Source organism: Sphingomonas sp. (assembly GCF_026460985.1).
In the GTDB taxonomy this organism is placed as follows: domain Bacteria; phylum Pseudomonadota; class Alphaproteobacteria; order Sphingomonadales; family Sphingomonadaceae; genus Sphingomonas.
The window spans coordinates 1-22,870 of the sequence record NZ_JAPKNM010000027.1 but is presented as its reverse complement, the minus strand read 5'-3'; the positions used below and the strand labels follow the sequence as shown (position 1 = coordinate 22,870).

The window sequence follows — 22,870 nt, the reverse complement described above, 5'->3', positions numbered from 1 at the left end:
CTCTCCTGATCGGGATTACTTCGATGCGGCGGCCGCGGAAGAGCCCGCCACCGACGCTGCGGGGACCACCTCGACAGGCAGGCCGAGGCTGTCAAGCTGCGGCTTGACCTTCGCGGCATCGCCCACGACCACCCAGACGAACTTCTTCGGGTCCAAAGCCGCGCGTGCCGCAGCGTCAAGCTGCGCCACCGTCATGCTCCGATATTTTTGCGTTACCGTGTCGTAGAAGTTGTCGGGACGGTGCCGCAGGTCGTTCTGCTGCATCGCCGAGAGCACCGCGCCCGAGGTTTCGAATCGGCCGGCGAGCTCGCGGGTGGTGCCGTTGATCTCGCGCGTCAGCTCGGCGTCGGTCACGCCCTTGGTCGTCAGGAAGTCGCCGACCTGCTGCTGGATCGCCTTGATCGATTCGCCGGTCTTGTCGGCCTGGACCGGCGCGCTGATCGTGTAGGGCACTGCCTTTTCGAGCCAGTTATAGCCGCCGCCCGCGCCGTACGACCAATGCTTGGCCTCGCGCAGGTCCATGTTGATCCGCGAGAGGAAGCCCGAGCCGAGCACCTGATTGGCGGTGACCTGGGTCAGCAGCTCGCTCGACGGATCGAGCGACGTCATCTGCGCGGCGAGGATCAGCGACTGCGGCGAATCGGGGCGATCGACCAGCACGATCTTCGGCGCGACCTGCTTCGGCGCGACGTCGAACGCCTTGACGCCGGGCGCGCCCTGCCCCTGCCAGTTGCCGAAGCGCTTCTCGAGCGCCGCCTTGACCTCGGCGAGCGGACGATCGCTGACGACGAAGATCTTGGCCTTGTCCGGCCGGATCCACGCCCGATAGAAAGCGAGCAGGTCGTCGCGAGTCAGCGCCTTGACCGCGGCCGGATCGCCGCCGCCCGCGGCGAGCTTCGCATAGGGATTGCCGGCGCCGTAGATCAGCGGCGGCAGCGCGCGATTGGCGAGCCCCTGCGGGCTGGTCAGCTCCTGCGCTATGCCGGTGAGCTGGGTCGCGCGCAGCCGCTCGATCTCGTCGGGCGCGAAGGCCGGATTGCGTACCACATCGGCGAACAGGTCGAGCGAGCCCGCGAGGTTGGGGCTCGGCGTGGTCACCGAAAGATAGGTGCGATCGGCCGAGCCGCCGGTGCTGATCGACGCGCCCAGCCGCTCGCGTGCCTCGGCGATCGCAGTCGAATCGAGGCTGGTGGTGCCTTCGTCGAGCAGCGACAGAGCGAGGTTCTGCGTGCCGAGCTTGTCCGCCCGATCGGCCGCCGCGCCGGCATCGAAGCTCATCACCACCTGCGTGACCGGAACCGCAGTGCGATGGGCGTAGACGATCTCGACGCCGTTGGAGAGCTTGGTGCGCGCGACGTCGGGGAAATCCAAGTCGCCGATCTGCGACATGCCCGGAAGCGCGCCGCGGGTGCCCTTGAACGGCTCGGCCTTCGCGCCCTCGGCGGGCTTGGCGGCGGCGGGAACGGCTGCGGCTTCCTGATACGCCTCGCGCTGGCCGGGCTCGACCATGATCGTCAGCGACGGGCGGCTGAGCCACTTCCTGCCCGCGGCCTGCACCTGCGCCGGCGTCACCTTCGCGGTCTCGACGAGCTGCTTCCTGTAGAAAGCGGGATCGTCCGAATAGAGCTCGCCCGAAGCGAGCGCGACGGCCTTGCCGCCGAAGCCGCCGACCGATTCGAGCCCCGAGATGCGGCCCGACACGGTGGTGGTCGCGACGCGCTGGACCTCGTCCGCGGTCGGGCCGTTCTGGATCAGATCGGCGACGATCTCGTCGAGCCGCTTCGCCACGAGGTTGGCGTCGACGCCGGGCTTCACGATCGCCTGGACCTGGAAGATGCCGAGCTGCGCCATCGACTGGACGCCGGCCGAGACCTGCACCGCGACCTTCTCCTTGCGCACCAGCGCATTGTCGAGCCGCGAGCTGGCGAGGCCGCCGAGCACCTCGCCGAACACGTCGAGCGGCACGGCGTCGGGATCGTTCATCCCCGGCACCGCCCAGCTGCGCAGCACCATCGTCGCGGCGACGCGGTCCTGCATCTTGACGGTCTTGGACTGAGGCAAGGTCGGCACCGTGACCGTGGGCAGCACGCTCTTCGGCCCGGTCGGGATCGCGCCGAAATACTTCTCGACGAGCGGGCGGGCTTCCTTCGCGTCCACGTCGCCGGCGAGGACGAGCACCGCGTTGTTTGGCCCGTAATGCGAGCGGAACCAGTTCTTGACGTCGTCGAGGCTGGCCGCGTCGAGATCGGCCATCGAGCCGATCACATTATGCCCATAGGCATTGCCCGCGAGCAGCTCCTCGAGCAGCTTGTAATAGACCAGGCCATAGGGCTGGTTGTCGCCCTGGCGCTTCTCGTTCTGGACGACGCCGCGCTGCTCGTCGAGCACGTCCTGCGTGATCGCGCCGAGCAGATAGCCCATGCGGTCGCTCTCGAGGAACAAGGCGCGGTCGAGCGCGGGGCGCGGGACCGTCTCGAAATAATTGGTGCGGTCGAAGCTGGTGGTGCCATTGAAATCGGTCGCGCCGACCTGCTTCAGCGGTTCGAAGAAATCGCCCGGCGCATTCTCCGATCCGTTGAACATCAGGTGCTCGAACAGGTGCGCGAAGCCGGTCTTGCCCTTGGGCTCGTGCTTCGAGCCGACATCGTACCAGGTCGAAACCGCGACGATCGGCGCCTTGCGATCGGTGTGGACGATCACGCGCAGCCCGTTCTTGAGGGTGAATTCCTCATAGGGAATGTCGACGCGCTTCACGAGTTCGGCGACCGGCACCGGCTTCGCCGCCGACGTGCTCGCGCTCGTGGCGGCGACCTGCTGCGCGGTGGCGGGGACCGAAGCGGCGGCCAGCGCGATCGTGGCTGCGCTGCAGTACATCAGGAACGATTTCATTTGTGCTGGGCTTTCCCGGGAAAGGAGTGGCTGGCGCCGAACATAGCGTGGGCAGTATCCGCTGCAACCGAATCCGTTCCCGCTTGCAGACGCCCGCATTTCGATTAGCCTCAAGAAGATTTAACGCCTTTTCCGAGAGACTTCCCACCATGCGCGCTTCGATTCTCATCGCCGGACTGTCGCTCGTCCTCACGCCCATTGCCGCGCAGGCGCAGACCGCACCTCAGGAACCGACGTTCAGCGCGGCCGAGGTGCGCAAGCATGTCGAGTTCCTTGCCAGCGACGCGCTCGAGGGCCGCTACACGCTGTCCAAGGGCTATCTGACCGCCGCCACCTATGTCGCCGAGCGCTTCGCGGCGCTCGGCCTCGTTCCCGCCCCGAAGACCGATGCGGGCTGGTTCCAGATCGCCGAGTTGCCGATCACCATGGGCGATCCCCCTCGCAAGCGCGTCTACAAGGCACCCAACGTCATCGGCGTTCTGCCCGGCTCGGATCCGGTGCTGAAGAACGAATATGTCGTGCTGAGCGCGCATCTCGACCATGTCGGCTTGGACCCGCTGCGCGCCGGCGACAAGATCTACAATGGCGCGATGGACAATGCCTCGGGCGTCGCGACGATGCTCGAGACCGCGCGCGCCTTCGCGACGAGCAAGCAGCGGCCGAAGCGCTCGATCCTGTTCGTCGCGCTGGCGGGCGAAGAGAGCGGGCTGCTCGGGTCCAACTATCTCGCACGCAATCCGGTGGTGGGCGCCGGCAAGGTGGTGGCCGACGTCAATCTCGACATGCCGATCCTGCTCTACGACTTCCAGGACGTGATCGCGTTCGGCGGCGAGCATTCGACGATGGGCGAGATCACCGCGCGGGCCGGCGCGAGCATAGGCGTCTCGGTCACACCCGATCCGATGCCCGAGGAGCAATTCTTCGAGCGCTCCGATCACTATAGCTTCGTCAAGGTGGGCGTGCCGTCGATCTTCCTGATGACCGGGTTCAAGAATGGCGGCGAGAAGGCGTTCAGGACCTTCCTCGCCAAGAACTACCACCAGCCCTCCGACCAGATCGACCTGCCCTTCAACTGGGAGGCGGGCGCCAAGTTCGCGCGGCTCAACTATCTGATCGCCCGCGAAGTCGCCGACGCGCCCGAGGCGCCGCGCTGGTACGAAGGCAATCGCTATGGCGACCGCTTCGCCAAGGGCGCGCCCCGCGCGCCGCGGCCGGCGCAGGCGGGGAAATAGGCGCGGGGAACGGCTTCAGGGTCCTTCTTCCGAGGCCTCCTCGTTGCCGATGAAACCGAGCTTGGTGAGGCTGGCGTCGCGAAGTACCTGCAGCACCCGGTCGACGCAGCGATATTCGGCTTCGGGCGAAGGCAGGAAGTGGACCTCTGGCTGAGTCTCCTTCCATTTCGCCGCTTCCTTGCGCAAGCGCGCCAGCGTGGTCGGGTGGCCGTTCACGGCAATGCGGCATCGTCCCGCCGGGATGGTGATCGAAACCTGGGTCGTTCCGGGCCAATCGGAAGCGACCTCGCTGACGCCTCCGCGCTGAAGAAGGTAGATCGCCCCGCCGATGCAGCGATAGGGTACGTCGCGCGCCCAGAACACCGAGGCGGCACGGCCATCGCGTGCCCAACGCGCGCTCCGCGCTTCGAGGTCGTTCATGGACAGGCGTTCGCCGTCCGCCGAGGCACCGCAATCCTGCCCATCCCAGGTCACTTCGACGCGCACACGCTCGGCAGTTTGCATCGGGCCGGCGAGCAGCCCAAATAGCAGCGCGATCATTACGCCTCCCCCTTGTGTTGCTCATTTGCAACACCATCTGCCCGGTACAAGCTAACAGGGACGATCATGAATCTCGACAAGTTTACCGACCGCGCCAAGGGCTTCCTCCAATCCGCGCAGACCGTCGCCATCCGCATGAGCCACCAGCGGATCGCGCCCGAGCATCTCCTGAAGGCTTTGCTCGAGGACGAGCAGGGCATGGCGAGCGGGCTGATCGGCGCGGCGGGCGGCGACGCGAAGCGCGCGCTTGCCGAGACCGACGCGGCGCTGGCGAAGATCGCCGCGGTTACCGGCGGCGGCGCGCAGCAGACTCCCGGCCTCGACAACGACATCGTCCGTGTGCTCGACCAGGCCGAGCAGGTGGCGGCGAAAGCGGGCGACAGCTTCGTCACCGTCGAGCGGCTGCTGCTCGCCCTCACGCTCGCCACCACCACGACGGCCGGCAAGGCGCTCGCCGCCGCGGGAGTCAAACCCGAGGCGCTCAACGGTGCGATCAATCATCTGCGCAAGGGCAAGACCGCGGATACCGCGGGCGCCGAGGATCGTTATGACGGGCTCAAGAAGTTCGCGCGGGACCTGACGCAAGCCGCCCGCGACGGTAAGCTCGATCCGGTGATCGGCCGCGACGAGGAGATCCGCCGCACGATCCAGATCCTCGCGCGGCGCACCAAGAACAATCCCGTGCTGATCGGCGAGCCCGGCGTCGGCAAGACCGCGATCGCCGAGGGGCTCGCGCTGCGCATCGTCAATGGCGATGTGCCTGACGGACTGAAGAACCGTACGCTGATGTCGCTCGACATGGGGTCGCTGATCGCCGGCGCGAAATATCGCGGCGAGTTCGAGGAGCGGCTGAAGGGCGTGCTCGACGAAGTGAAGGCCGGCGAAGGCGACATCATCCTGTTCATCGACGAGATGCACCAGCTGATCGGCGCCGGGAAGACCGAAGGCGCGATGGACGCGGGCAACCTGCTCAAGCCCGCGCTCGCCCGCGGCGAGCTCCACTGCATCGGCGCGACCACGCTCGACGAGTATCGGAAATATGTCGAGAAGGACCCCGCGCTCCAGCGGCGCTTCCAGCCGGTATTCGTCGGCGAGCCCACGGTCGAGGACACGATCTCGATCCTGCGCGGGCTGAAGGAGAAGTACGAGCTGCACCATGGCATTACGATCACGGACGGCGCGATCGTCGCCGCCGCGACGCTCTCCAACCGCTACATCACCGATCGCTTCCTGCCCGACAAGGCGATCGACCTGATGGACGAGGCGGCCAGCCGCATCCGCATGGAAGTCGAGTCTAAGCCGGAGGAGATCGAGTCAGTCGACCGACGAATCATGCAGCTCAAGATCGAGCGTGAGGCGCTGAAGAGAGAGAAGGACGAGGCCTCCCAAGATCGACTCGCAACGCTTGAGAACGAACTCGCGAATCTTGAGCAAGACTCGGCCGAGAAGACCGCGCGCTGGCAATCCGAAAAGGACAAGATCACAGGCGAAACCAAGCTCAGGGAGCGGCTCGATGCCGCGAACCTGCAGCTAGAGCAGGCCCTACGTTCTGGCGACCTGGGTCGCATGGCGGAGTTGCAGCACGGCACGATTCCAGAACTCAAGCGGCAGATTGAGACCGCGAAGGAGCAGACGAACAACGTCATGCTGCGTGAGGAGGTGCGTTCCGAGGACATCGCCGCGGTGGTCGCGCGCTGGACCGGCATCCCGGTCGACAAGATGCTCGAGGGCGAGCGCGAGAAGCTGCTCAACATGGAGGCGCAGCTCGGCAAGCGCGTGATCGGCCAGGCCGATGCCGTGAAAGCGGTGTCGACCGCGGTACGCCGCTCGCGCGCGGGACTGCAGGATCCCAACCGTCCGCTCGGCTCGTTCCTGTTCCTGGGGCCGACCGGCGTCGGCAAGACCGAGCTGACCAAGGCGCTCGCAGAATTCCTGTTCGACGATCCGGGCGCGATGGTCCGCATCGACATGAGCGAGTTCATGGAGAAGCATTCGGTCGCGCGGCTGCTCGGCGCGCCTCCGGGCTATGTGGGTTACGAGGAAGGCGGCGTGCTGACCGAGGCCGTTCGCCGGCGCCCCTATCAGGTGGTGCTGTTCGACGAAGTCGAGAAGGCACATGGCGACGTGTTCAACGTGCTGCTCCAGGTGCTCGACGACGGGCGGCTGACCGACGGCCAGGGCCGCACGGTCGACTTCTCGAACACGATCGTGATCCTGACCTCGAACCTCGGCTCGCAAGTCCTCACACATCTAACCGATGGGCAGGATGTCGAGGATGTCAGGCCGCAGGTGATGGAAATCGTGCGCAACCATTTCAAGCCCGAGTTCCTCAACCGGCTCGACGAGATCATCCTGTTCCATCGGCTTGCCGCCGATCACATGGCACCGATCGTCGACATCCAGGTCGGGCGCATCGCGAAGCTGCTGGCGGACCGGAAGATCCGCATCGAGCTCACCGACGCCGCGCGCGCCTGGCTGGGCCGGGTCGGCTATGATCCGGTCTACGGGGCGCGCCCCCTCAAGCGTGCGGTGCAGCGCCATTTGCAGGATCGACTCGCCGACATGATACTGCGCGGCGACGTGAAGGACGGATCGACCGTGCACATCGATGAGGGCGATGGCGGGCTGAAACTCACCGTCGCCTGAGCCTGACCGGGCGACTGCCCGCCCTTGGGTTTCGGCTCGCAAGACGGACAAAAAAAGGGCGGCTCCCGGAGGAGCCGCCCCAATTTTTTGGCTGTCGTGCCGGCTTAGAAGCCGACGCGGACACCCGCCCGGAAGTACCGGCCGAGGATACCGTTGCCGCCCTGCACAGGGTTGTACATGTGGGCGCCATAGGTGGCGATATCGATCGGCGGCATCTTGTCGAACAGGTTGTTCACCGTGCCGTAGAAGGTGAACTGATCGTTGATCTTGATCCGAGCGTTCAGGTCGAAGGTGATGTACTCCGAAACGTCGCACGGACCCCAGACGTCGCCCAGGCCGCAATCGCCCGCGGTGCCCGCGCCGGTCTGGTCTTCGGCCGACAGGTTGTAGCCGCCGAAATAGTTGGCGGTACCCGTGACGTCGAAATCGCCGAAATCGAGGGTGGTCTGCCAGCTGCCGTGCCATTCGGGCGTGCCCGAACCGGCAGTCAGGTTGTAGTTGCCGATCGTGCCTTCATAGCTTTCCACCGAGCCGTCGGGGAACTCCGTCGACAGGTTGATGATGTAGCTGGCTTCGACCGAGCTCTGGATCCGGAAGCCGTCGGTGATCGGAACGTCGACGCTGGCGCTGAAGTCCAGACCCTCGGCCTTGATCGTGTTCGCGTTGATCAGCTGCGACTGCACGAACGCGACGCGCGGGCGGGCGTTCATGAAGTTGGGATCCGGCGCGTCCGCGATCACGGTGTAACCGGCCGGGATCGGCTGGTTATTGTAATAAGCGGCAAGCGCGGGCGCATTGCTGGGCTGCGTGATCGCCCCGGTCTTCTTGATGTTGTAATAGTCGACCGTGAACGAAATGCCGCGGACCGGCTCGAACACCGCGCCGGCGGTGAAGCTGCGCGACTTCTCCGGCTCGAGGTCCGGGCTGGCCAGCGTGGTCTGGCCATAGGAACCGGTGCGGATATAGGCCGGGCAAGTGCTGAACCCGTTCGGGTTCGTGGGCGAGGTTGCACCGGTGTTGCAGCCATATTGCGCGAGGAAGGTATTGTTGAAGATACCCGCCGAGTTGGCCACGAAGCCCGTCGTCGGCAGCGCGTTCGCCTCGCCGAAGCTCGGGATACGGAAGCCGCGCGAATAGGTGCCGCGAACCACGAGCGACTTGATCGGCGTGACCTTCAGGCCGACCTTCGGCGAGAAGGCGTCCTGGCCGCTCGAATAGCTGTCATAGCGACCCGAAGCATTGACGCTCACGAAGTCCATGATCGGCGCATCAAGCTCGGCGAACGCCGACTTGACCGTACGATTGCCTTCGGTGCCGAATGCGTTGAGCGTGAAGTAACGCTGCGTCGGGCCAAACGTGTCCGGGTTGCCGCTGGGCGCGTCGACCGACTCGTAACGGATCGAAACGCCGCCGCCGACCTTGAGCGGGCCGCCGGGCAGTTCAATCAGATCGGCCGCAAGGCTTGCTTCGAACTGATACTGGTCCGAGCTGGCGTTGGTGCGGTTCTCGGGCATCAGGAAATCCCACGCCTGCTGCGAGTTGGCGTTGGGATTGACGAAGTTGAACGTGCCGCGTGCGATCGAGGTCAGCAGGTTGTCGATATAGACATAGCCGCGCTGCGTGCGCTGCAGATCGACATGCATGGCGGTGGCACCGACGCGATAGCTGACCGTATCGCTCAGGCTACCGTCGATACCCATCGCCGCACGATAGGCGCGGGTGCGCGTCTCGTTGTAGGTCGTCTGGCTCAGGATGCGACCGACGAGCAACGCGGTCTGGCCCTGCGCCGCGAACGGATTGTTCGGGTTCAGCGTGCCATTGACCGCATTACAGCCCGTGTTGAGCCCGGTGGCCGAGCCCACGCCCATCGGGCAGACATAGACCGGAAGCGCGAGGATGCCCGAACCCGGAGCGACCGGACCAGCACCCGTGGCAGTCGAGAATTGCGGGAACAGGATGCCCGTGTTCGCGGTGCCGCGGATCGTCGCCGGGAAGCCGGTATAGTCCACGCGGCTCTGGATGAAGTTGGCTTCGAAATAAGCCTCGGTGGTGTCGTTCAGGTTCGCGGTGAAGCGGCCCGAGACGCCGAAGCGCTCGATGTTCGGCTGAATGACGCCATAGTTCTTCGTGTAGTCACTCTGACAGATCGTGTTCGGCGCAGAGATATTGTAAGGCGTGCCGGTCGCTGGATTGATAACGGCGCGGTCCGCCGCGTTCAGATTGTACAGAGTACCACCGACGCAGTTAGCAGCCAGATCACCAAGCGGCTGATATATCGACCCGCCGATCGGCGCACCGGTAGTGCCGCTAGCCGGGCGGACATAGAATGCCGAGGAAGTCGGCGTACCACCGCGATAGATGCCGTCCGGGCTCACACCGCCTACAACGTTGTTCGGGCCGCAATCGCTGCCCTGGCAGACGTTGCGCAGATCGTCCGAATTGTACGGATACGGACGGTCGCGGTTATAGAGGATGTCGCTCTTGTAGTAGAAGCCGCTGAGATAGGCGTTGAAGCCGTCCTCATCGAGGTCGCCGTGACCGACGGTCAGGCTCATGCGCTTGGTCGCCGCGTCGCCGCGCTCGGAGATGCCGGCTTCCAGGCGGGCGCTGACGCCCTTCACTTCCTTCTTGGTGATGATGTTGACCACGCCCGCGATCGCGTCGGCGCCGTAGGTCGACGAAGCGCCGTCGCGCAGCACTTCGATACGGTCGATGATGTCGTCGGGAATGGTGTTGAGGTCGACGAAGTTACGCGAACCGTCGTCGGCGAGCGGATAGTAAGCGGCACGCATGCCGTCGAACAGGACCAGCGTCGAGTTGGTCGACAGGCCGCGGAGCGACACGGCCGATGCACCGGCAGCGAACGCGCCGTTCGCGGTGAAGCTGTTGGTCAGCGCCGGGCCGTTGTTCGAAGCGAGCTGCTGGATCGCGTCCTGGATCGTCGAGATGCCGCGCTGCTCGAGCGATTCGACATTGACGGTCGTGACCGGCGACGGCGTCGCATTGGTGGTGGTGCGGAACAGCGAACCGGTGACGACGATGTCGCCCTCTTCCGCGGCCGGCTCCTCGGTGGTCTGCGTAGTCGTCGACTGCGTGGTCGGCGCGGGCGTCTCCTGCGCAAATGCAGGCGCGGCAAACAGCGTGCCGGCGAGGACGAGCGCGGACAAAGCCGTGCTGCCGCGCAGACCGCGTGTGATCTGGGTCTTCTTCATGAATTTCCCTCGCTTGATCCGGCCATCTCCCGGCCGGAGTGTCTCCCCGCTTCGCCTTGGCGTGCTTTTGGCACATCGCAGGCAAAGCTTGGCACGATGGATGAAGGGGGGTCCCGGGTCTGTAAAGCGTGCATTCAGGATCGCCCCCCGCCTTTTGAGGGGAGTGTATCCAAAATGCCACATTGGGTATTGGAATGTTGCGCAAGAGCTGCGCGGCTTGAAAAATAATGTTGCGCCGCGACGAAGCGGGCAATCAATCGGCGGCAGGCATGGGGCCGGCGACCAGCAGCGGATCGAGCCGCGCGTCGCGCCAGCGCAGTCCCCAGTGCAGATGCGGCCCCGTCACGCGCCCGCTCCGGCCGACCGCGCCGATGGGCTGCCCACGCCGGACCCGCTCGCCGAGCTTCACGTCGATTCGCGAGAGGTGCATGAACGCGCTGTTCAAGCCCATGCCGTGATCGACGAGGAGCAAATTGCCCTCGAGCGTGAACGGACGCGGCGTGGCCAGGATGACGACGCCGTCGGCGGGCGCCAGTACGATCGTTCCGGTCGGCCGCGCAACGTCGATCCCCGAATGATAGGCGCCCGGTTCGCCCGCATAGATTCGCTGCGAGCCGAACAGCGTCGAGATGCGCCCGGTCACCGGCCACAGGAAGCTCTGCCGCCAGCCCTGGGAATCGCTGCGCAGCGCCCGCGCCGCGTTGATCTGGGCAAGCTCGGCGGGGCGCACGCGCTCGAACTCGGGGCGCGGAACGGGATATTTGGGAAGCCTGTCGAGCCGCGAGATGTCCCAGGCGCGCGGGGCGATGGCGAGCGTCTGGCGGACTTCCGCGCCGCTCGCCAGCCGCGCGGCGAGAATCGCCGTCGGCGCGGCGTCGCGATCGAACGCGATCAGGAAGCGCCGGTCGCCGGCAAGCTCGACGGGCTTGCCGTTCAGGCTGAGCAGGGTGGTTCCGCGCGGCGCGGTGCCGGTGGCGATGCCGCCCTGCACCAGCTGCCCGGCGAGGCCGAAGCGGTCCGCCTGCATCGCAGGGGCCGCGACGGGCCTGGTCTGGTTGCTGTTCGCCGCGCTGCAGAGCGATCCGATCGCCACTGCGGCGACCGCGAGCCGCCCGCGCCTCATTTGCCGTGGATCGCCTCGGCGGCGCGCTCGGCGCTGGCATAGGGCTCCTGGCGCTCGACGCTCCAATAGCGCAGCGCGTCGAGCGGGATGCGTTCGCCGCTGACCGCGCAAACGACATGATCGCCGGGAGCGAGCACGCGGAAGCCGTTGGCCATGTAATGGAGCCGGGCGGCGCGGGCAGTGTTGGACATCAGCATCTCGGCATCTCTCAACTTACGTATCCGGTTCAGAGCAAACTCGGCTGCTCGGGCTTGGCTCCCGTGTAGGATTTGCCGCCCGGCCGCTCAACCCGGGCATCTACGGGGCCGTCCCTGAACTGGAGCGTAATCGCCCCCGCCGCCTGCGCCTCGGCCACCGTGGTGACGACCTTGCCGGTCGCCTTGGCGCCGACGCGGACATAGCCGCGCTGGAGCAGATTGTCCGGATTGACGCTGTCGAGCAGGCGCGACGCGCCCTCGAAGCGATGCCGCGCGGTGGCGAGGAGCTGGTCGAGCACGGCGGGGCGCAGCGCCCCCGCGTCGCGATCGAGCTGGGCGCGGGCGAGCGTCAGCCGGCGCTCGAGCGCGCGGTCGAGGCGGCCGGCGAGGTCGTCCATCTTCTGGCGCTGGGGTCCGAGCAGCGCGTCGCGGCGCGGCAATACCCGGACCAGGGCCGCTAGCCGCTCGCCCGCGCGCTCGTGATAGCGGCGGACGCAGCGCTCGGTGCGGTGCGCCAGCGTGGCGACGGTGTGGCGGACGTCCGCCAGCACCGGCACCGCGATCTCGGCCGCCGCGGTGGGCGTGGGCGCGCGGAGATCGGCGGCGAAGTCGCACAGACTCGTGTCGGTCTCGTGCCCGACCGCGGAGATCACCGGGATATTGCACTCCGCCACCGCGCGGACGACAACCTCCTCGTTGAACGCCCACAGATCCTCGATCGAGCCGCCGCCGCGCGCGACGATCAGCAGGTCGGGACGCCGGACCGGCCCATCCGCCGGCAGCGCGTCGAAGCCGCGCACCGCCGCGGCGACCTCGGCGGCGGCGCCCTCCCCCTGCACCTTGACCGGCCAGACCAGGACATGGCTGGGGAAGCGATCCTCGAGCCGGTGGAGGATGTCGCGGATCACCGCGCCGGTGGGCGATGTCACCACCCCGATCGTGCGCGGCATGTACGGCAAAGGCTTCTTTCGCTCGCGATCGAACAGCCCCTCGCCCGCCAACTTGGCCTTCAGTTTCTCGAACAGCGCCATCAACGCGCCTTCGCCGGCGAGCTCCATCCGCTCGATGACAATCTGGTACTTCGAGCGGCCGGGATAGATGGTGAGCTTGCCAGTCGCGATCACTTCGATCCCGTCCTGCGGCGCGAAGGGCAGGGCCGAAGCCGCACCGCGCCAGATCACCCCGTCGATCACCGCATCGGCATCCTTGAGGGCGAGATAGGCATGGCCCGAGGCGGCGCGTTTCCAACCCGAAATCTCGCCCCGCAGCCGGACATGGCCGAACTCGCCCTCGACCATCCGCTTGAGCGCCGAGGATAGTTCGCTCACGCTCATCGCCGGTGCGTTGTCCCCCGGCATTTGCTCGGCTACGAGCCGCCCTGATGACGTATCGGAAAAGGGGTCGGCCATGAACGTCCTGCTACTCGGGTCGGGAGGCCGCGAACATGCGCTCGCGTGGAAGCTGGCGCAATCGCCGCTCCTCGCGAATCTCTACGCCGCGCCCGGCAATCCGGGAATAGCCGAGCATGCCGAATGCGCCGAGATCGCGCTTTCGGACCATCGCGCGGTGATCGATTTCTGCCTGCGCCACTCGATCGGCTTCGTCGTGATCGGCCCCGAGGCGCCCCTGGTCGAGGGGCTCGGCGACAATCTGCGCACCATGGGAATCGGCGTGTTCGGACCCAACAAGGCGGCGGCGCAGCTCGAGGGATCGAAGGGCTTCACCAAGGATCTCTGCGCGCGCGCGAACATCCCGACCGCGGGCTATGTACGGGTCGAGAGCCGCGAAGGCGGGTTCGCGGCGCTCGATGATTTCGCGCTGCCGGTGGTGGTGAAGGCCGATGGGCTCGCCGCGGGCAAGGGCGTGACGGTGGCGATGACGCGCGAGGAAGCCGAGGAGGCGATCCGCGGCATCTTCGCGGTGCCCGGCGGCAGCGCGGTGATCGAGGAGTTCCTCGATGGCGAGGAAGCCAGCCTGTTCGTGCTGACCGACGGCACCACCCTGCTGCCGTTCGGATCGGCGCAGGACCACAAGCGCGTCGGCGACGGCGACACCGGGCCGAATACGGGCGGCATGGGCGCGTACAGCCCCGCGCCGGTGCTGACGCCCGCGCTGGAGCGCCGGGCGATCGACGAGATCGTGCGGCCGACAATCGATGCGCTGGCGCGGATGGGCTCGCCTTATTCGGGCGTGCTCTATGCAGGGCTGATGCTGACTCGCCAGGGGCCGAAGTTGATCGAATACAACGCCCGCTTCGGCGATCCCGAATGCCAGGTGCTGATGCTGCGCCTCGAAGACGATCTGCTCGAACTGATGCTCGCCACGGCGAAGGGCGAGCTGGCGGGACGGCCCCATCCCAACTTCTCGTCCGACACCGCGCTGACCGTGGTGATGGCGGCCGAGGGCTATCCGGGCACGCCCGAGACCGGCGGCGCGATCCGCGCGATCGACGCGGCCGAGGCGGCCGGCGCCAAGGTGTTCCATGCGGGCACGCGGAAGGACGGCGACACGCTGGTGGCAAGCGGCGGACGCGTGCTCAGCGTCACCGCGCGGGGACATTCGGTCCGCGTCGCGCAGGCGGCGGCCTATCGCGCGGTGGACGCGATCGACTTCCCGACCGGCTTCTGCCGGCGGGACATCGGCTGGCGCGAGGTGAAGCGCGAGGGGTCGGGCAGGGCTTAGCTTTCAATCCTCCCCCGCCAGGGGGAGGTGTCGCCGAAGGCGATGAAGGGGGAGGTATGCGGCGCCCTCTCCAATGGAGCGTAGTGATTCCGCCCCCTCCGTCACGCTACGCGTGCCACCTCCCCCTGGCGGGGGAGGATTTGAATAATGCGCCTCAGCCCCGCCCGGCGGTCAGCCGCTCCGACAATCCCGCCCAATCGGCGAACCCCCAGCGCGCCGGGTCCTCCTCGCTCACGACGTGATCGGCGCCGCCCGAGCCGCACAGGAACACGTCCTCGAGCGTGCGCGGCGCATGTTCGAGCGCGCAGTGGAAGACGCGCACCTTGCTGCGCGTTCCCTTCGCTCCGTCGGGCAGCGCGATGCCCAGGCGGTTCGAGCGCATGCGCACCAGCAGACCGGTGGGCACGACGCCGATGCTGCGGAAGAACTTGAACAGCAGTTCGCGGTCGAAATGGCCCTCCCAGCCGTGCATCTCGCTCACGGCCCGGAGCGGGGTCCAGCCCTGCTTGTAGGGACGGTCCGAGGTCAGCGCGTCATAGACGTCGCAGATCGCGCCCATCCGCGCGGCGAGGCTGATCGCGCTGCCCTTCAGGCCGTGCGGATAGCCGGTCCCGTCGATCTTCTCGTGATGGTGGAGGCTGACGTCGAGCGCTTCCTGCGTGATCCCCTCGCCCTTCTCGATCATCGCATATCCCTGCTCGGGATGCGTGCGGATGAGCGCGAACTCGGCATCGTCGAGCCGGCCGGGCTTGTTCAGGATCGCGTCGGGCACGGCCATCTTTCCGACGTCATGGAGCAGCCCCGCCAGCCCCATCGCGCGGACGGCCGGCTCGTCTAGGCCGAGCTGGCGCGCGAAATTGACCATCAGCGCGCAGACCGTGACGGAGTGTAGATAGGTGAATTCGTCCTTCGACTTGAGCCGGGCCATGTCGATGAACAGGGCGGGATTGCGATCCACCGCTGCGGAGATGTCGCTGACCACCGGCGCCACTTCGTCGGCATTGATCGCGCGACCCAGGCGGGCCCCGTCGAACAGGCCCTTCACCGCACGCTTCGACTGCGCGATGGTCTTGCGCACATGGTCGCGGTCGAGCCTGGCCGAGTCCATGGGGGTGAAGGAAACCACCCGCGGACCGGCCGCGGGCGCCTTGCTCACCGATCGCGGCAGAACCTGCGGCGCGGGGCCGACGCCGCGCTCGACGTCGATCAGCACCGCGGGAACGTCGCTGGCCAGCAAAGCGGCCAGATCCTCGGGCCGTTCGAGCAGGAATCGCGTGCGCCAGAACGGATGGCTGAACCACGAGCCTTCGAAACCGTGGATATACATGCCCATCCTGGCCTGGCCGGGCGCGATCCGTCTAAGCAACAATCTGCCCCTGAAAAGAGCTAGCCGTTCGGCCACTCTAACCCGGAGCAGGTTTCCCAGTGCTTAAAACGCGCGCACGGATCAGGCGTCGCGACCCACGGTCTCACGCGCCAGCTTCGCGAGGTCCGCTTCGGCGCGCGCGCCGTAATGCTGGATGATCTCGGCCGCGCAGATCGCGCCGAGCCGCAGCGATTCGCGGAGGCCCCGGCCCTGCGCCTGCCCGAACAGGAAGCCCGCCGCGAACATGTCCCCCGCGCCCGTGGTGTCGACCAGCCGCTCGATCGGCTCGGCGGACACCTCGACGCGCTCGGTACCCTGAAGCGCCATCGCGCCCTTCTCGCTGCGCGTGACGACGAGCAAGGGCACCTTGCCATGGATGTGCGCGACCGCCGATTCGAAGTCCTCATGCTCGCAAAGCGCGAGCAGCTCGTTCTCGTTGGCGAAGAGGATGTCGATCAGGCCGTCCGCGATCAACGCGCGGAAGTCGCCGCCGTGGCGCGAGATGCAGAAGATGTCGGAGAGCGTGAAGGCGACCTTGCGGCCGTTGGCACGGGCGATCTCGATCGCCTTGCGCATCGCCGCGCGCGGCTCTTCGGGATCCCAGAGATAGCCTTCGAGATAGAGGATCGCGCCGCTTGCGATCAGTTGCTCGTCGAGCGCCGAGGCCGGCAGGAACTGCGACGCGCCGAGGAAGGTGTTCATCGTGCGCTGGCCGTCGGGGGTGACGAAGATCAGGCAGCGCGCGGTGGTCGGCTGGCCGGGGCGCACCGCGGTGCCGAAGTCGACGCCCGCGGCGCGGATGTCGTGCGCGAAGACCGTGCCGAGCTGGTCGTCGGCGACCTGACCGATGAACGCGCACTTGCCCCCCAGCGCGGCGATCCCCGCCACGGTGTTCGCCGCCGAGCCGCCCGAAACCTCGCGGCCGGGGCCCATCTTGGCGTAGAGCGCGTCGGCTTCCTCGGGCGAGAACATCAGCTGCATCGAGCCCTTCGCCACGCCGATCTCTTCGATGAAGCTGTCCTCGGCCTGGGCGAGGATGTCGACGATCGCGTTGCCGATGGCGACGACGTCATAGGTGGGGCTGGTCAAGTCTGGGCTCCGATAGGGTTGCGCGGACGCCCTAGTGGCGGGCAAAGCGGAGCGCAATGATACATGCTTTCGTCCTGTCGCTCGGCCAGCTGTTCGATCGCCCGGTGCTGCGCGTGTTCGCCAAATCCTTGCTGCTGACCATGGCGCTCTTCGCGCTGCTGGGCGTGGGCATGTGGTTCGCGCTCGAGGGCCTGGGCGACGTGATCGGCGCATGGGCCGGGCTCAGCGACGAGAACAACGTCTTCGCCGATGTTGCCACATTGCTGCTGTTCCTCCTCGCATGGTGGCTGCTGTTCCGCGCGATCGCGGTCGCGGTGGTCGGCATCTTCGCCGACGAGATCGTCGCCGCGGTCGAGGCGAAGCATTATCCGCGGGCGCATGCCGCCGCGCGCGACGTGCCGCTCAGGCGGGCGCTGGCGATGGGCGTCGGCTCGGCGACGCGGACGATCGTAATCAACCTCCTGCTCTCGCCGCTCTACCTGATGCTGCTGGTCACCGGGGTGGGCACCGCGCTCGCCTTCTTCGCGGTCAACGCATGGCTGCTCGGGCGCGACCTGGGCGACATGGTCGCCGCGCGCCACATGCCCTATGGCGCGCTGGCGGAGTGGCGGCGGGGCACGCGCTGGAACCGGTTCGCGCTGGGCACTATCGGCACCGGGCTGTTCCTGGTGCCGGTGCTCAACCTCGCAGCGCCGGTATTGGGCGCGGCGATGGCGACGCACGCATTCCACCGCGGGAGAAGCGAATGAGGTTCTGGGTCTTGGCGGGCGCGATGGCGCTGGGCGGATGCGGGGGCGAGATGATCCCCCCGCCCCGCCCCGCGGCCTATGTCCCCGTCCCCGCCGCGGCGCCGGCCGCCGCGCCGCCGAGCGTCGTCGTGGTGAGGGGCCAGACCGCGCCGCGGCTGATCGCCGAATTCGGCCAGCCCGCGATCGACATGAGCGAGGGCCCGGGCCGGAAGCTCCAGTTCGCGGGCCCGATCTGCGTGCTCGACGCCTATCTCTACCCGCCGTCGAGCGGCCGCGGCGAGCCGGTGGTGCGCTATCTGGAAACGCGCCAGCGCGACGGCGGTCCGATCGACCAGGCGAGCTGCGTCGCGGCGCTGGCGAGGCGGTAATGGATATTCAAATCCTCCCCCGCCAGGGGGAGGTGGCGCCGAAGGCGTCGGAGGGGGAGGTAAGCAGCGTACTCTCTAACTGGGCGCAGTGCTTCCGCCCCCTCCGTCACGCTGCGCGTGCCACCTCCCCCTGGCGGGGGAGGATTGAAAGCCGCGCTCGCCTTAACGTCGATACAACCTAGCCCTCCCCTGAAGGGGAGGGGCTATTAAGCCGCTCCAGCGCCCATTCCGCCGCTTCGCGAACCACGTCGTCGGGGTCGTCGAGCAGCGCCCGCACCGGCTCCACCAGTGCCCCACTGCCGCTGTTCCCCGCGGCGATCAGGCAGTTGCGCACCATCCGGTCGCGGCCGATCCGCTTGATCGGCGAGCCGGCGAAGACCTCGCGGAACGCCGCATCGTCGAGCGCGAGCAGGTCCGCCAGCGCCGGCGCGGTCAGCTCGGCGCGCGGGGCGAAGGCGAGGTTCGCCTGCGCCGCCGCGGCGAACTTGTTCCACGGGCAGACCGCGAGGCAATCGTCGCAGCCATAGATGCGATTGCCCATCGCCTCGCGGAATTCATGCGGGATCGGGCCCTTATGCTCGATCGTCAGGTACGAGATGCAGCGCCGCGCATCGAGCCGATAGGGCGCGGGAAAGGCGTCGGTCGGGCACGCCGTCTGGCACGCGTCGCAGCTGCCGCAGGTCATGCGGCCGGCACGATCGGGCGCCAGTTCGAGCGTGGTATAGATCGCGCCGAGGAACAGCCAGCTGCCATGGCTGCGGCTGACGAGATTGGTATGCTTGCCCTGCCAGCCCAGCCCCGCCGCCTCGGACAAGGGCTTCTCCATCACCGGCGCGGTATCGACGAAGACCTTGACGTCGGCACCGGGCGCGGCGCCGACCAGCCAGCGCGCGAGCTCCTTGAGCCTGCGCTTGACCAGGTCGTGATAGTCGGCGCCCTGGGCATAGACCGAGATGCGCCCGGTCTCGCCTTCGCCGGCCAGCGCGAGTGGGTCCACGCCCGGCGCATAGCTCATGCCCAAAGCGATCACGCTGCGCACCTCCGGCCATAGTCCGGTCGGGCTCTCGCGGTGGTGCGCGCGCTCCTCCATCCAGATCATCGATCCGTGGCGCCCCTCGGCGAGCCATTGGCGCAGCCGCTCCCCCGCCGCCGGCGCCGCGTCGGCGCACGCCATCCCGCAGGCGGCAAAGCCGATCTCCGCGGCCTTGTCCTTGATCCGTTGTTCCAATGGCTTGTCTTCGCGCACGCGGACCCGCTACCACGAAGCGCAAGGGAGGGCACGGGTTTGAGCAGCAAATTGGCCGTCAGTGCCAGCGGCCTCGTCAAGCGCTTCGGCGATCGCCGCGCAGTGGACGGGGTGAGCATCGCAGTGCCCCAGGGGCTGATCTACGGCGTGCTCGGCCCCAACGGCGCGGGCAAGACCACGACGCTCCGCATGCTGCTCGGCATCATCGAGCCCGACGAGGGCGAGCGGATGCTGCTCGGCCGGGATTCGCCGCGCGACGCCAGCGACCGGGTGGGCTACCTCCCCGAGGAGCGCGGGCTCTATCCCAGCATGAAGTGCCGCGAGGCGATCGCCTTCATGGGCGCGCTGCGTGGGCTGCCCTGGAGCATCGGGCGCAAGCGCGCGGGCGAATTGCTCGAAGCGGCCGGGCTCGGCCATGCCGCCGACGACAAGATTCGGAAACTCTCCAAGGGCATGGCGCAGCTCGTCCAGTTGCTCGGCTCGGTGGTGCACGAGCCCGAATTGCTCGTCCTCGACGAACCCTTTTCGGGGCTCGACCCGGTCAACCAGGAGCGGCTCGAGAAACTGATCCGCGCTCAGCGCGACCGCGGCGCGACGATCCTGTTCTCCACCCACGTCATGGCGCATGCCGAGCGGCTTTGCGACCGGCTGTCGATCATCGCCGGCGGCGTGGTGAAGTTCGAAGGCACGGTGGACGAGGCGCGCGCGATGCTGCCGCTCAGGGCGCATTACACGCCGCACCATCATGCCGAGACCGCGGGCGCGCTGTTGCCGGCGGATGCCGAGCGCGAGAATGGCAGCTGGCGCTTCACCGTGCCGCCCGAGGGGATCGAGGCCTTGCTCGTCCGGCTGATCGATGCGGGCTACGGCATCTCGGGGCTGTCGATCGAGCGGCCGGGGCTGCACGACGCGTTCGTGCGGATCGTCGGTGCCGAAGCGCTGGAGCAGGCGGCATGAAGCTTGGACGCATGCTCCGCCAGGCGCTCACGGTCGCGCGCCGCGACTTCACCGCGACGGTGATGACGCCCACCTTCCTGCTCTTCCTGCTCAGCCCGTTGCTGATGATCGGCTTCGGCGTGGTCGGCAGCATGAGCGCGACCAGCGCCGCGGGCAGCGGCGAGGAACGCCAGCGGATCGTGGTCATCGCCGCCCAGGACAAGGCCGCCGAGATCGCCGCGGTCGACAGGCAGTTGCGACAGGTGTTCACCGTGCCCAGCGCGCGGCCGTCGCTGCACATCGAGGGCCCGGGCGACGACCCGCGCGCGCAGGCCTTTGCATTGCTCGACAGCAGCCGGTTCGACGTCGTGGCAGTGCTCTACGGCCCCCTCGATCGGCCGCATATCCTGCGCCGCGCCTCCGCTTATTCGGAAGCAATCTATCTGACCCAGCTCGCCGAGCAGGCGCTGCGCGCCGAACGGAGCGGCGGCGCGGGGCAATTGAGCGAGGCAGCGATCACCGTGGTGCGCTCCGACCAGGGCACGAGCACCGGCCGCGGCCAGGCCGCCTATTTCGCGGCCTTGGGTATCTTCTTCCTGACGCTGATGCTCTCGGGCCAAGCGGTGGGCGCGATGGCCGAGGAGCGATCGAACAAGGTCATCGAAGTGCTCGCCGCGGCGATTCCGCTCGAGAGCGTGTTCTTCGGCAAGCTGATCGGCGCATTCGGATCGGCGCTGCTGTTCGTCTGCTTCTGGGGAACGCTGATCGCGCAATTGCCCAAGGTCGTGCCCGCGGGCGTGGCCGCCGAGCTGGGCAATCTGAGCACCGCCGTCGGCCCGATCTTCCCTTTGCTCTTCGTCGTCTATTTCACCATGGCGTACATGCTGCAGAGCGCGGTGTTCCTCGGCGTCGGCGCACTAGCCTCGACCCAGCGCGAGATCCAGATGCTGTCGCTGCCGATCACCATCTTCCAGTTCGCGATGCTGGGCTTCGCTTCCTATGCCGCGGGCAATCCCGGCAGCTGGCTGGCACTCGCCGCCGAGATCTTCCCGTTCAGCTCGCCGCTGGCGATGGCCGCGCATGCCGCGAACTCGCCGACCCTATGGCCGCACGCGCTGGCGCTCGCCTGGCAGGCCTTGTGGGTGGCGATCACCGTGACGGTGGCGGCGCGGCTGTTCCGGCGCGGCGTGCTCAAGTCGGGCAGCCCGAAGCGGAGCAAGCGGCAGGCCGAACGTCACGCTATTGACACGGCTGTCAGTTAAGGTTCTCCTCTCCGCAAAAGCAGGAGAGGCAGAATGGCGACGCTGGCGAACGAGTCGGTTCCCGAAAGCGCGGTCGATCCGCTCGATGTGAGCCGGGCCGAGCTGTATCGCGACGACGTCTGGCAGGCGCCGTTCCGCGAGCTGCGCGAGAAGGCACCGGTCTATTATACCGAGAACAGCGCCTTCGGCCCCTATTGGTCGATCTCCGCCTACAAGCCGATCGTCCAGGTCGAATCGCTGCCCGATCTCTATTCGTCCGAAGCCGGGGGCATCACCATCGCCGACCTGAAGGAAGGCGACATCAAGATGCCGATGTTCATCGCGATGGACCGGCCCAAGCATACCGGCCAGCGGCGGACGGTCGCGCCGGCGTTCACGCCCTCCGAAATGGTGCGGATGAACGAGAATATCCGCGCCCGCAGCGCCGAGATCCTCGATTCGCTGCCGGTGGGGAAGGAATTCGATTGGGTCGATACCGTCTCGATCGAGCTGACCACGCAGATGCTCGCGATCCTGTTCGACTTCCCGTGGGAGGAAAGGCGGCTGCTCACTTATTGGTCCGACTGGGCAGGCGATATCGAGATCGCCAAGGATCCGGTGCGCAAGGAGGAGCGGCGCAACATCCTGTTCGAATGCGCGGCCTATTTCGGCAATCTCTGGCAGGGCAAGCTGGGCAAGGAGCCGACGCCCGACCTCATCTCGATGATGATCCATTCGGACGCGATGAGCCACATGGACCAGATGGAGTTCCTCGGGAATTTGATCCTGCTGATCGTCGGCGGCAACGACACCACGCGCAACTCGATGAGCGCCTATGCCTGGGGGCTCGAGCAATTCCCCGACGAGCGCGCCAAGCTCGAGACGAAACCCGAGCTGATCCCCAATGCCGTGCAGGAAATCATCCGCTGGCAGACCCCACTCGCGCACATGCGCCGGACCGCTACGCAGGACAGCGAGCTGGAGGGGCAGCAGATCAAGGCGGGCGACAAGCTCGCGCTCTGGTATCTCTCGGCCAATCGCGACGAGAGCGTCTTCCCCAATGCCGACAAGATCATCGTCGATCGCGAGAATGCGCGGCGGCACCTGGCGTTCGGGCACGGCATCCATCGCTGCGTCGGCGCACGGCTGGCCGAGTTGCAGATCGGCATCTTGCTCGAGGAGATGGCCAGGCGGCGGCTGCGCGTGAACGTGCTGCGCGAACCCGAGCGCGTCGCGGCGTGCTTCGTGCACGGCTACAAGAAGATGCCGGTGGAGCTGAGCCGGTATTGAACGGCGAATTTCCCCTCCCTGCAAGGGAGGGGTTAGGGGGTGGGTCCGAAAAGGCCGGGGCTCG

The 22,870-nt window shown here is 67.2% G+C and carries 17 protein-coding genes; 8 read left to right on the top strand and 9 right to left on the bottom strand.

Translation table 11 applies throughout. From position 1 onward, the window contains the following. Positions 1 to 15 precede the first annotated feature (15 nt). Entirely contained in the window at positions 16 to 2,874 is a 2,859-nt protein-coding gene (locus tag MT490_RS05575; protein WP_297385018.1) for a pitrilysin family protein, read from the bottom strand. 164 nt (positions 2,875 to 3,038) lie between these two features. Between MT490_RS05575 and MT490_RS05570 the strand changes: the two genes are divergently transcribed. Beyond that, a complete protein-coding gene (locus MT490_RS05570) occupies positions 3,039 to 4,121 on the top strand; it encodes a M28 family metallopeptidase (protein WP_297385016.1) in 1,083 nt (360 codons plus the stop codon). Positions 4,122 to 4,136: 15 nt separating this feature from the next. On the opposite strand, the gene MT490_RS05565 is transcribed toward MT490_RS05570, so the two are convergent. Further along, positions 4,137 to 4,661, bottom strand: a complete 525-nt coding sequence (locus tag MT490_RS05565) for a hypothetical protein (protein ID WP_297385014.1) — start codon at positions 4,659 to 4,661, stop codon at positions 4,137 to 4,139. A 66-nt stretch (positions 4,662 to 4,727) separates the two neighbouring features. Between MT490_RS05565 and clpB the strand changes: the two genes are divergently transcribed. Next, on the top strand, positions 4,728 to 7,307 hold the full coding sequence (clpB, locus tag MT490_RS05560; protein ID WP_297385012.1) for an ATP-dependent chaperone ClpB: 2,580 nt from the start codon (positions 4,728 to 4,730) through the stop codon (positions 7,305 to 7,307). 104 nt (positions 7,308 to 7,411) lie between these two features. Here the strand turns inward: clpB and MT490_RS05555 are convergent, their stop codons facing one another. From MT490_RS05555 to xseA, 4 genes are all read right to left on the bottom strand, one after another. Further along, complete coding sequence (locus MT490_RS05555) at positions 7,412 to 10,519, bottom strand: TonB-dependent receptor (protein WP_297385009.1); 3,108 nt, start codon at positions 10,517 to 10,519, stop codon at positions 7,412 to 7,414. Positions 10,520 to 10,772: 253 nt separating this feature from the next. Then, positions 10,773 to 11,546, bottom strand: coding sequence for a M23 family metallopeptidase (locus MT490_RS05550; RefSeq protein ID WP_297385120.1), 774 nt, complete (start codon positions 11,544 to 11,546; stop codon positions 10,773 to 10,775). A gap of 92 nt (positions 11,547 to 11,638) precedes the next feature. Continuing rightward, entirely contained in the window at positions 11,639 to 11,839 is a 201-nt protein-coding gene (locus MT490_RS05545) for a DUF2093 domain-containing protein (protein ID WP_297385007.1), read from the bottom strand. A gap of 29 nt (positions 11,840 to 11,868) precedes the next feature. Further along, positions 11,869 to 13,248, bottom strand: a complete 1,380-nt coding sequence (gene xseA, locus MT490_RS05540; RefSeq protein WP_297385005.1) for an exodeoxyribonuclease VII large subunit — start codon at positions 13,246 to 13,248, stop codon at positions 11,869 to 11,871. On the opposite strand from xseA, the gene purD reads away from it, so the two are divergent. Then, a complete protein-coding gene (purD, locus tag MT490_RS05535; protein WP_297385003.1) occupies positions 13,247 to 14,521 on the top strand; it encodes a phosphoribosylamine--glycine ligase in 1,275 nt (424 codons plus the stop codon). The genes xseA and purD overlap by 2 nt on opposite strands. 154 nt (positions 14,522 to 14,675) lie before the next feature. Here the strand turns inward: purD and MT490_RS05530 are convergent, their stop codons facing one another. Together MT490_RS05530 and MT490_RS05525 are read right to left on the bottom strand one after the other, a co-directional pair. Then, a complete protein-coding gene (locus MT490_RS05530) occupies positions 14,676 to 15,887 on the bottom strand; it encodes an HD-GYP domain-containing protein (RefSeq protein ID WP_297385001.1) in 1,212 nt (403 codons plus the stop codon). Positions 15,888 to 15,968: 81 nt separating this feature from the next. Continuing rightward, entirely contained in the window at positions 15,969 to 16,976 is a 1,008-nt protein-coding gene (locus tag MT490_RS05525) for an adenosine kinase (RefSeq protein WP_297384999.1), read from the bottom strand. 56 nt (positions 16,977 to 17,032) lie between these two features. Between MT490_RS05525 and MT490_RS05520 the strand changes: the two genes are divergently transcribed. Then, positions 17,033 to 17,725, top strand: coding sequence for an EI24 domain-containing protein (locus MT490_RS05520; RefSeq protein ID WP_297384996.1), 693 nt, complete (start codon positions 17,033 to 17,035; stop codon positions 17,723 to 17,725). Beyond that, complete coding sequence (locus tag MT490_RS05515; protein WP_297384994.1) at positions 17,722 to 18,093, top strand: hypothetical protein; 372 nt, start codon at positions 17,722 to 17,724, stop codon at positions 18,091 to 18,093. Before MT490_RS05520 ends, MT490_RS05515 begins: the two co-directional genes overlap by 4 nt. A 178-nt stretch (positions 18,094 to 18,271) precedes the next feature. Here the strand turns inward: MT490_RS05515 and queG are convergent, their stop codons facing one another. Continuing rightward, the gene (queG, locus tag MT490_RS05510) at positions 18,272 to 19,339 is read right to left on the bottom strand and encodes a tRNA epoxyqueuosine(34) reductase QueG (protein WP_297384993.1); all 1,068 of its coding nucleotides are present in this window, start codon (positions 19,337 to 19,339) and stop codon (positions 18,272 to 18,274) included. A 39-nt stretch (positions 19,340 to 19,378) separates the two neighbouring features. Here queG and MT490_RS05505 point away from each other — a divergent pair, with 39 nt between their 5' ends. Genes MT490_RS05505 through MT490_RS05495 form a run of 3 tightly spaced genes read left to right on the top strand, consistent with a single transcriptional unit; the run spans position 19,379 to position 22,806 of the window. Next, positions 19,379 to 20,296, top strand: coding sequence for an ATP-binding cassette domain-containing protein (locus tag MT490_RS05505; protein ID WP_297384991.1), 918 nt, complete (start codon positions 19,379 to 19,381; stop codon positions 20,294 to 20,296). Beyond that, positions 20,293 to 21,537, top strand: a complete 1,245-nt coding sequence (locus MT490_RS05500) for an ABC transporter permease (RefSeq protein ID WP_297384989.1) — start codon at positions 20,293 to 20,295, stop codon at positions 21,535 to 21,537. Before MT490_RS05505 ends, MT490_RS05500 begins: the two co-directional genes overlap by 4 nt. Before the next feature lie 33 nt (positions 21,538 to 21,570). After that, positions 21,571 to 22,806 carry a cytochrome P450 gene (locus tag MT490_RS05495; protein ID WP_297384987.1) on the top strand — a complete coding sequence of 412 codons (1,236 nt, stop codon included), beginning with the start codon at positions 21,571 to 21,573 and terminating at the stop codon, positions 22,804 to 22,806. Positions 22,807 to 22,870 lie beyond the last annotated feature (64 nt).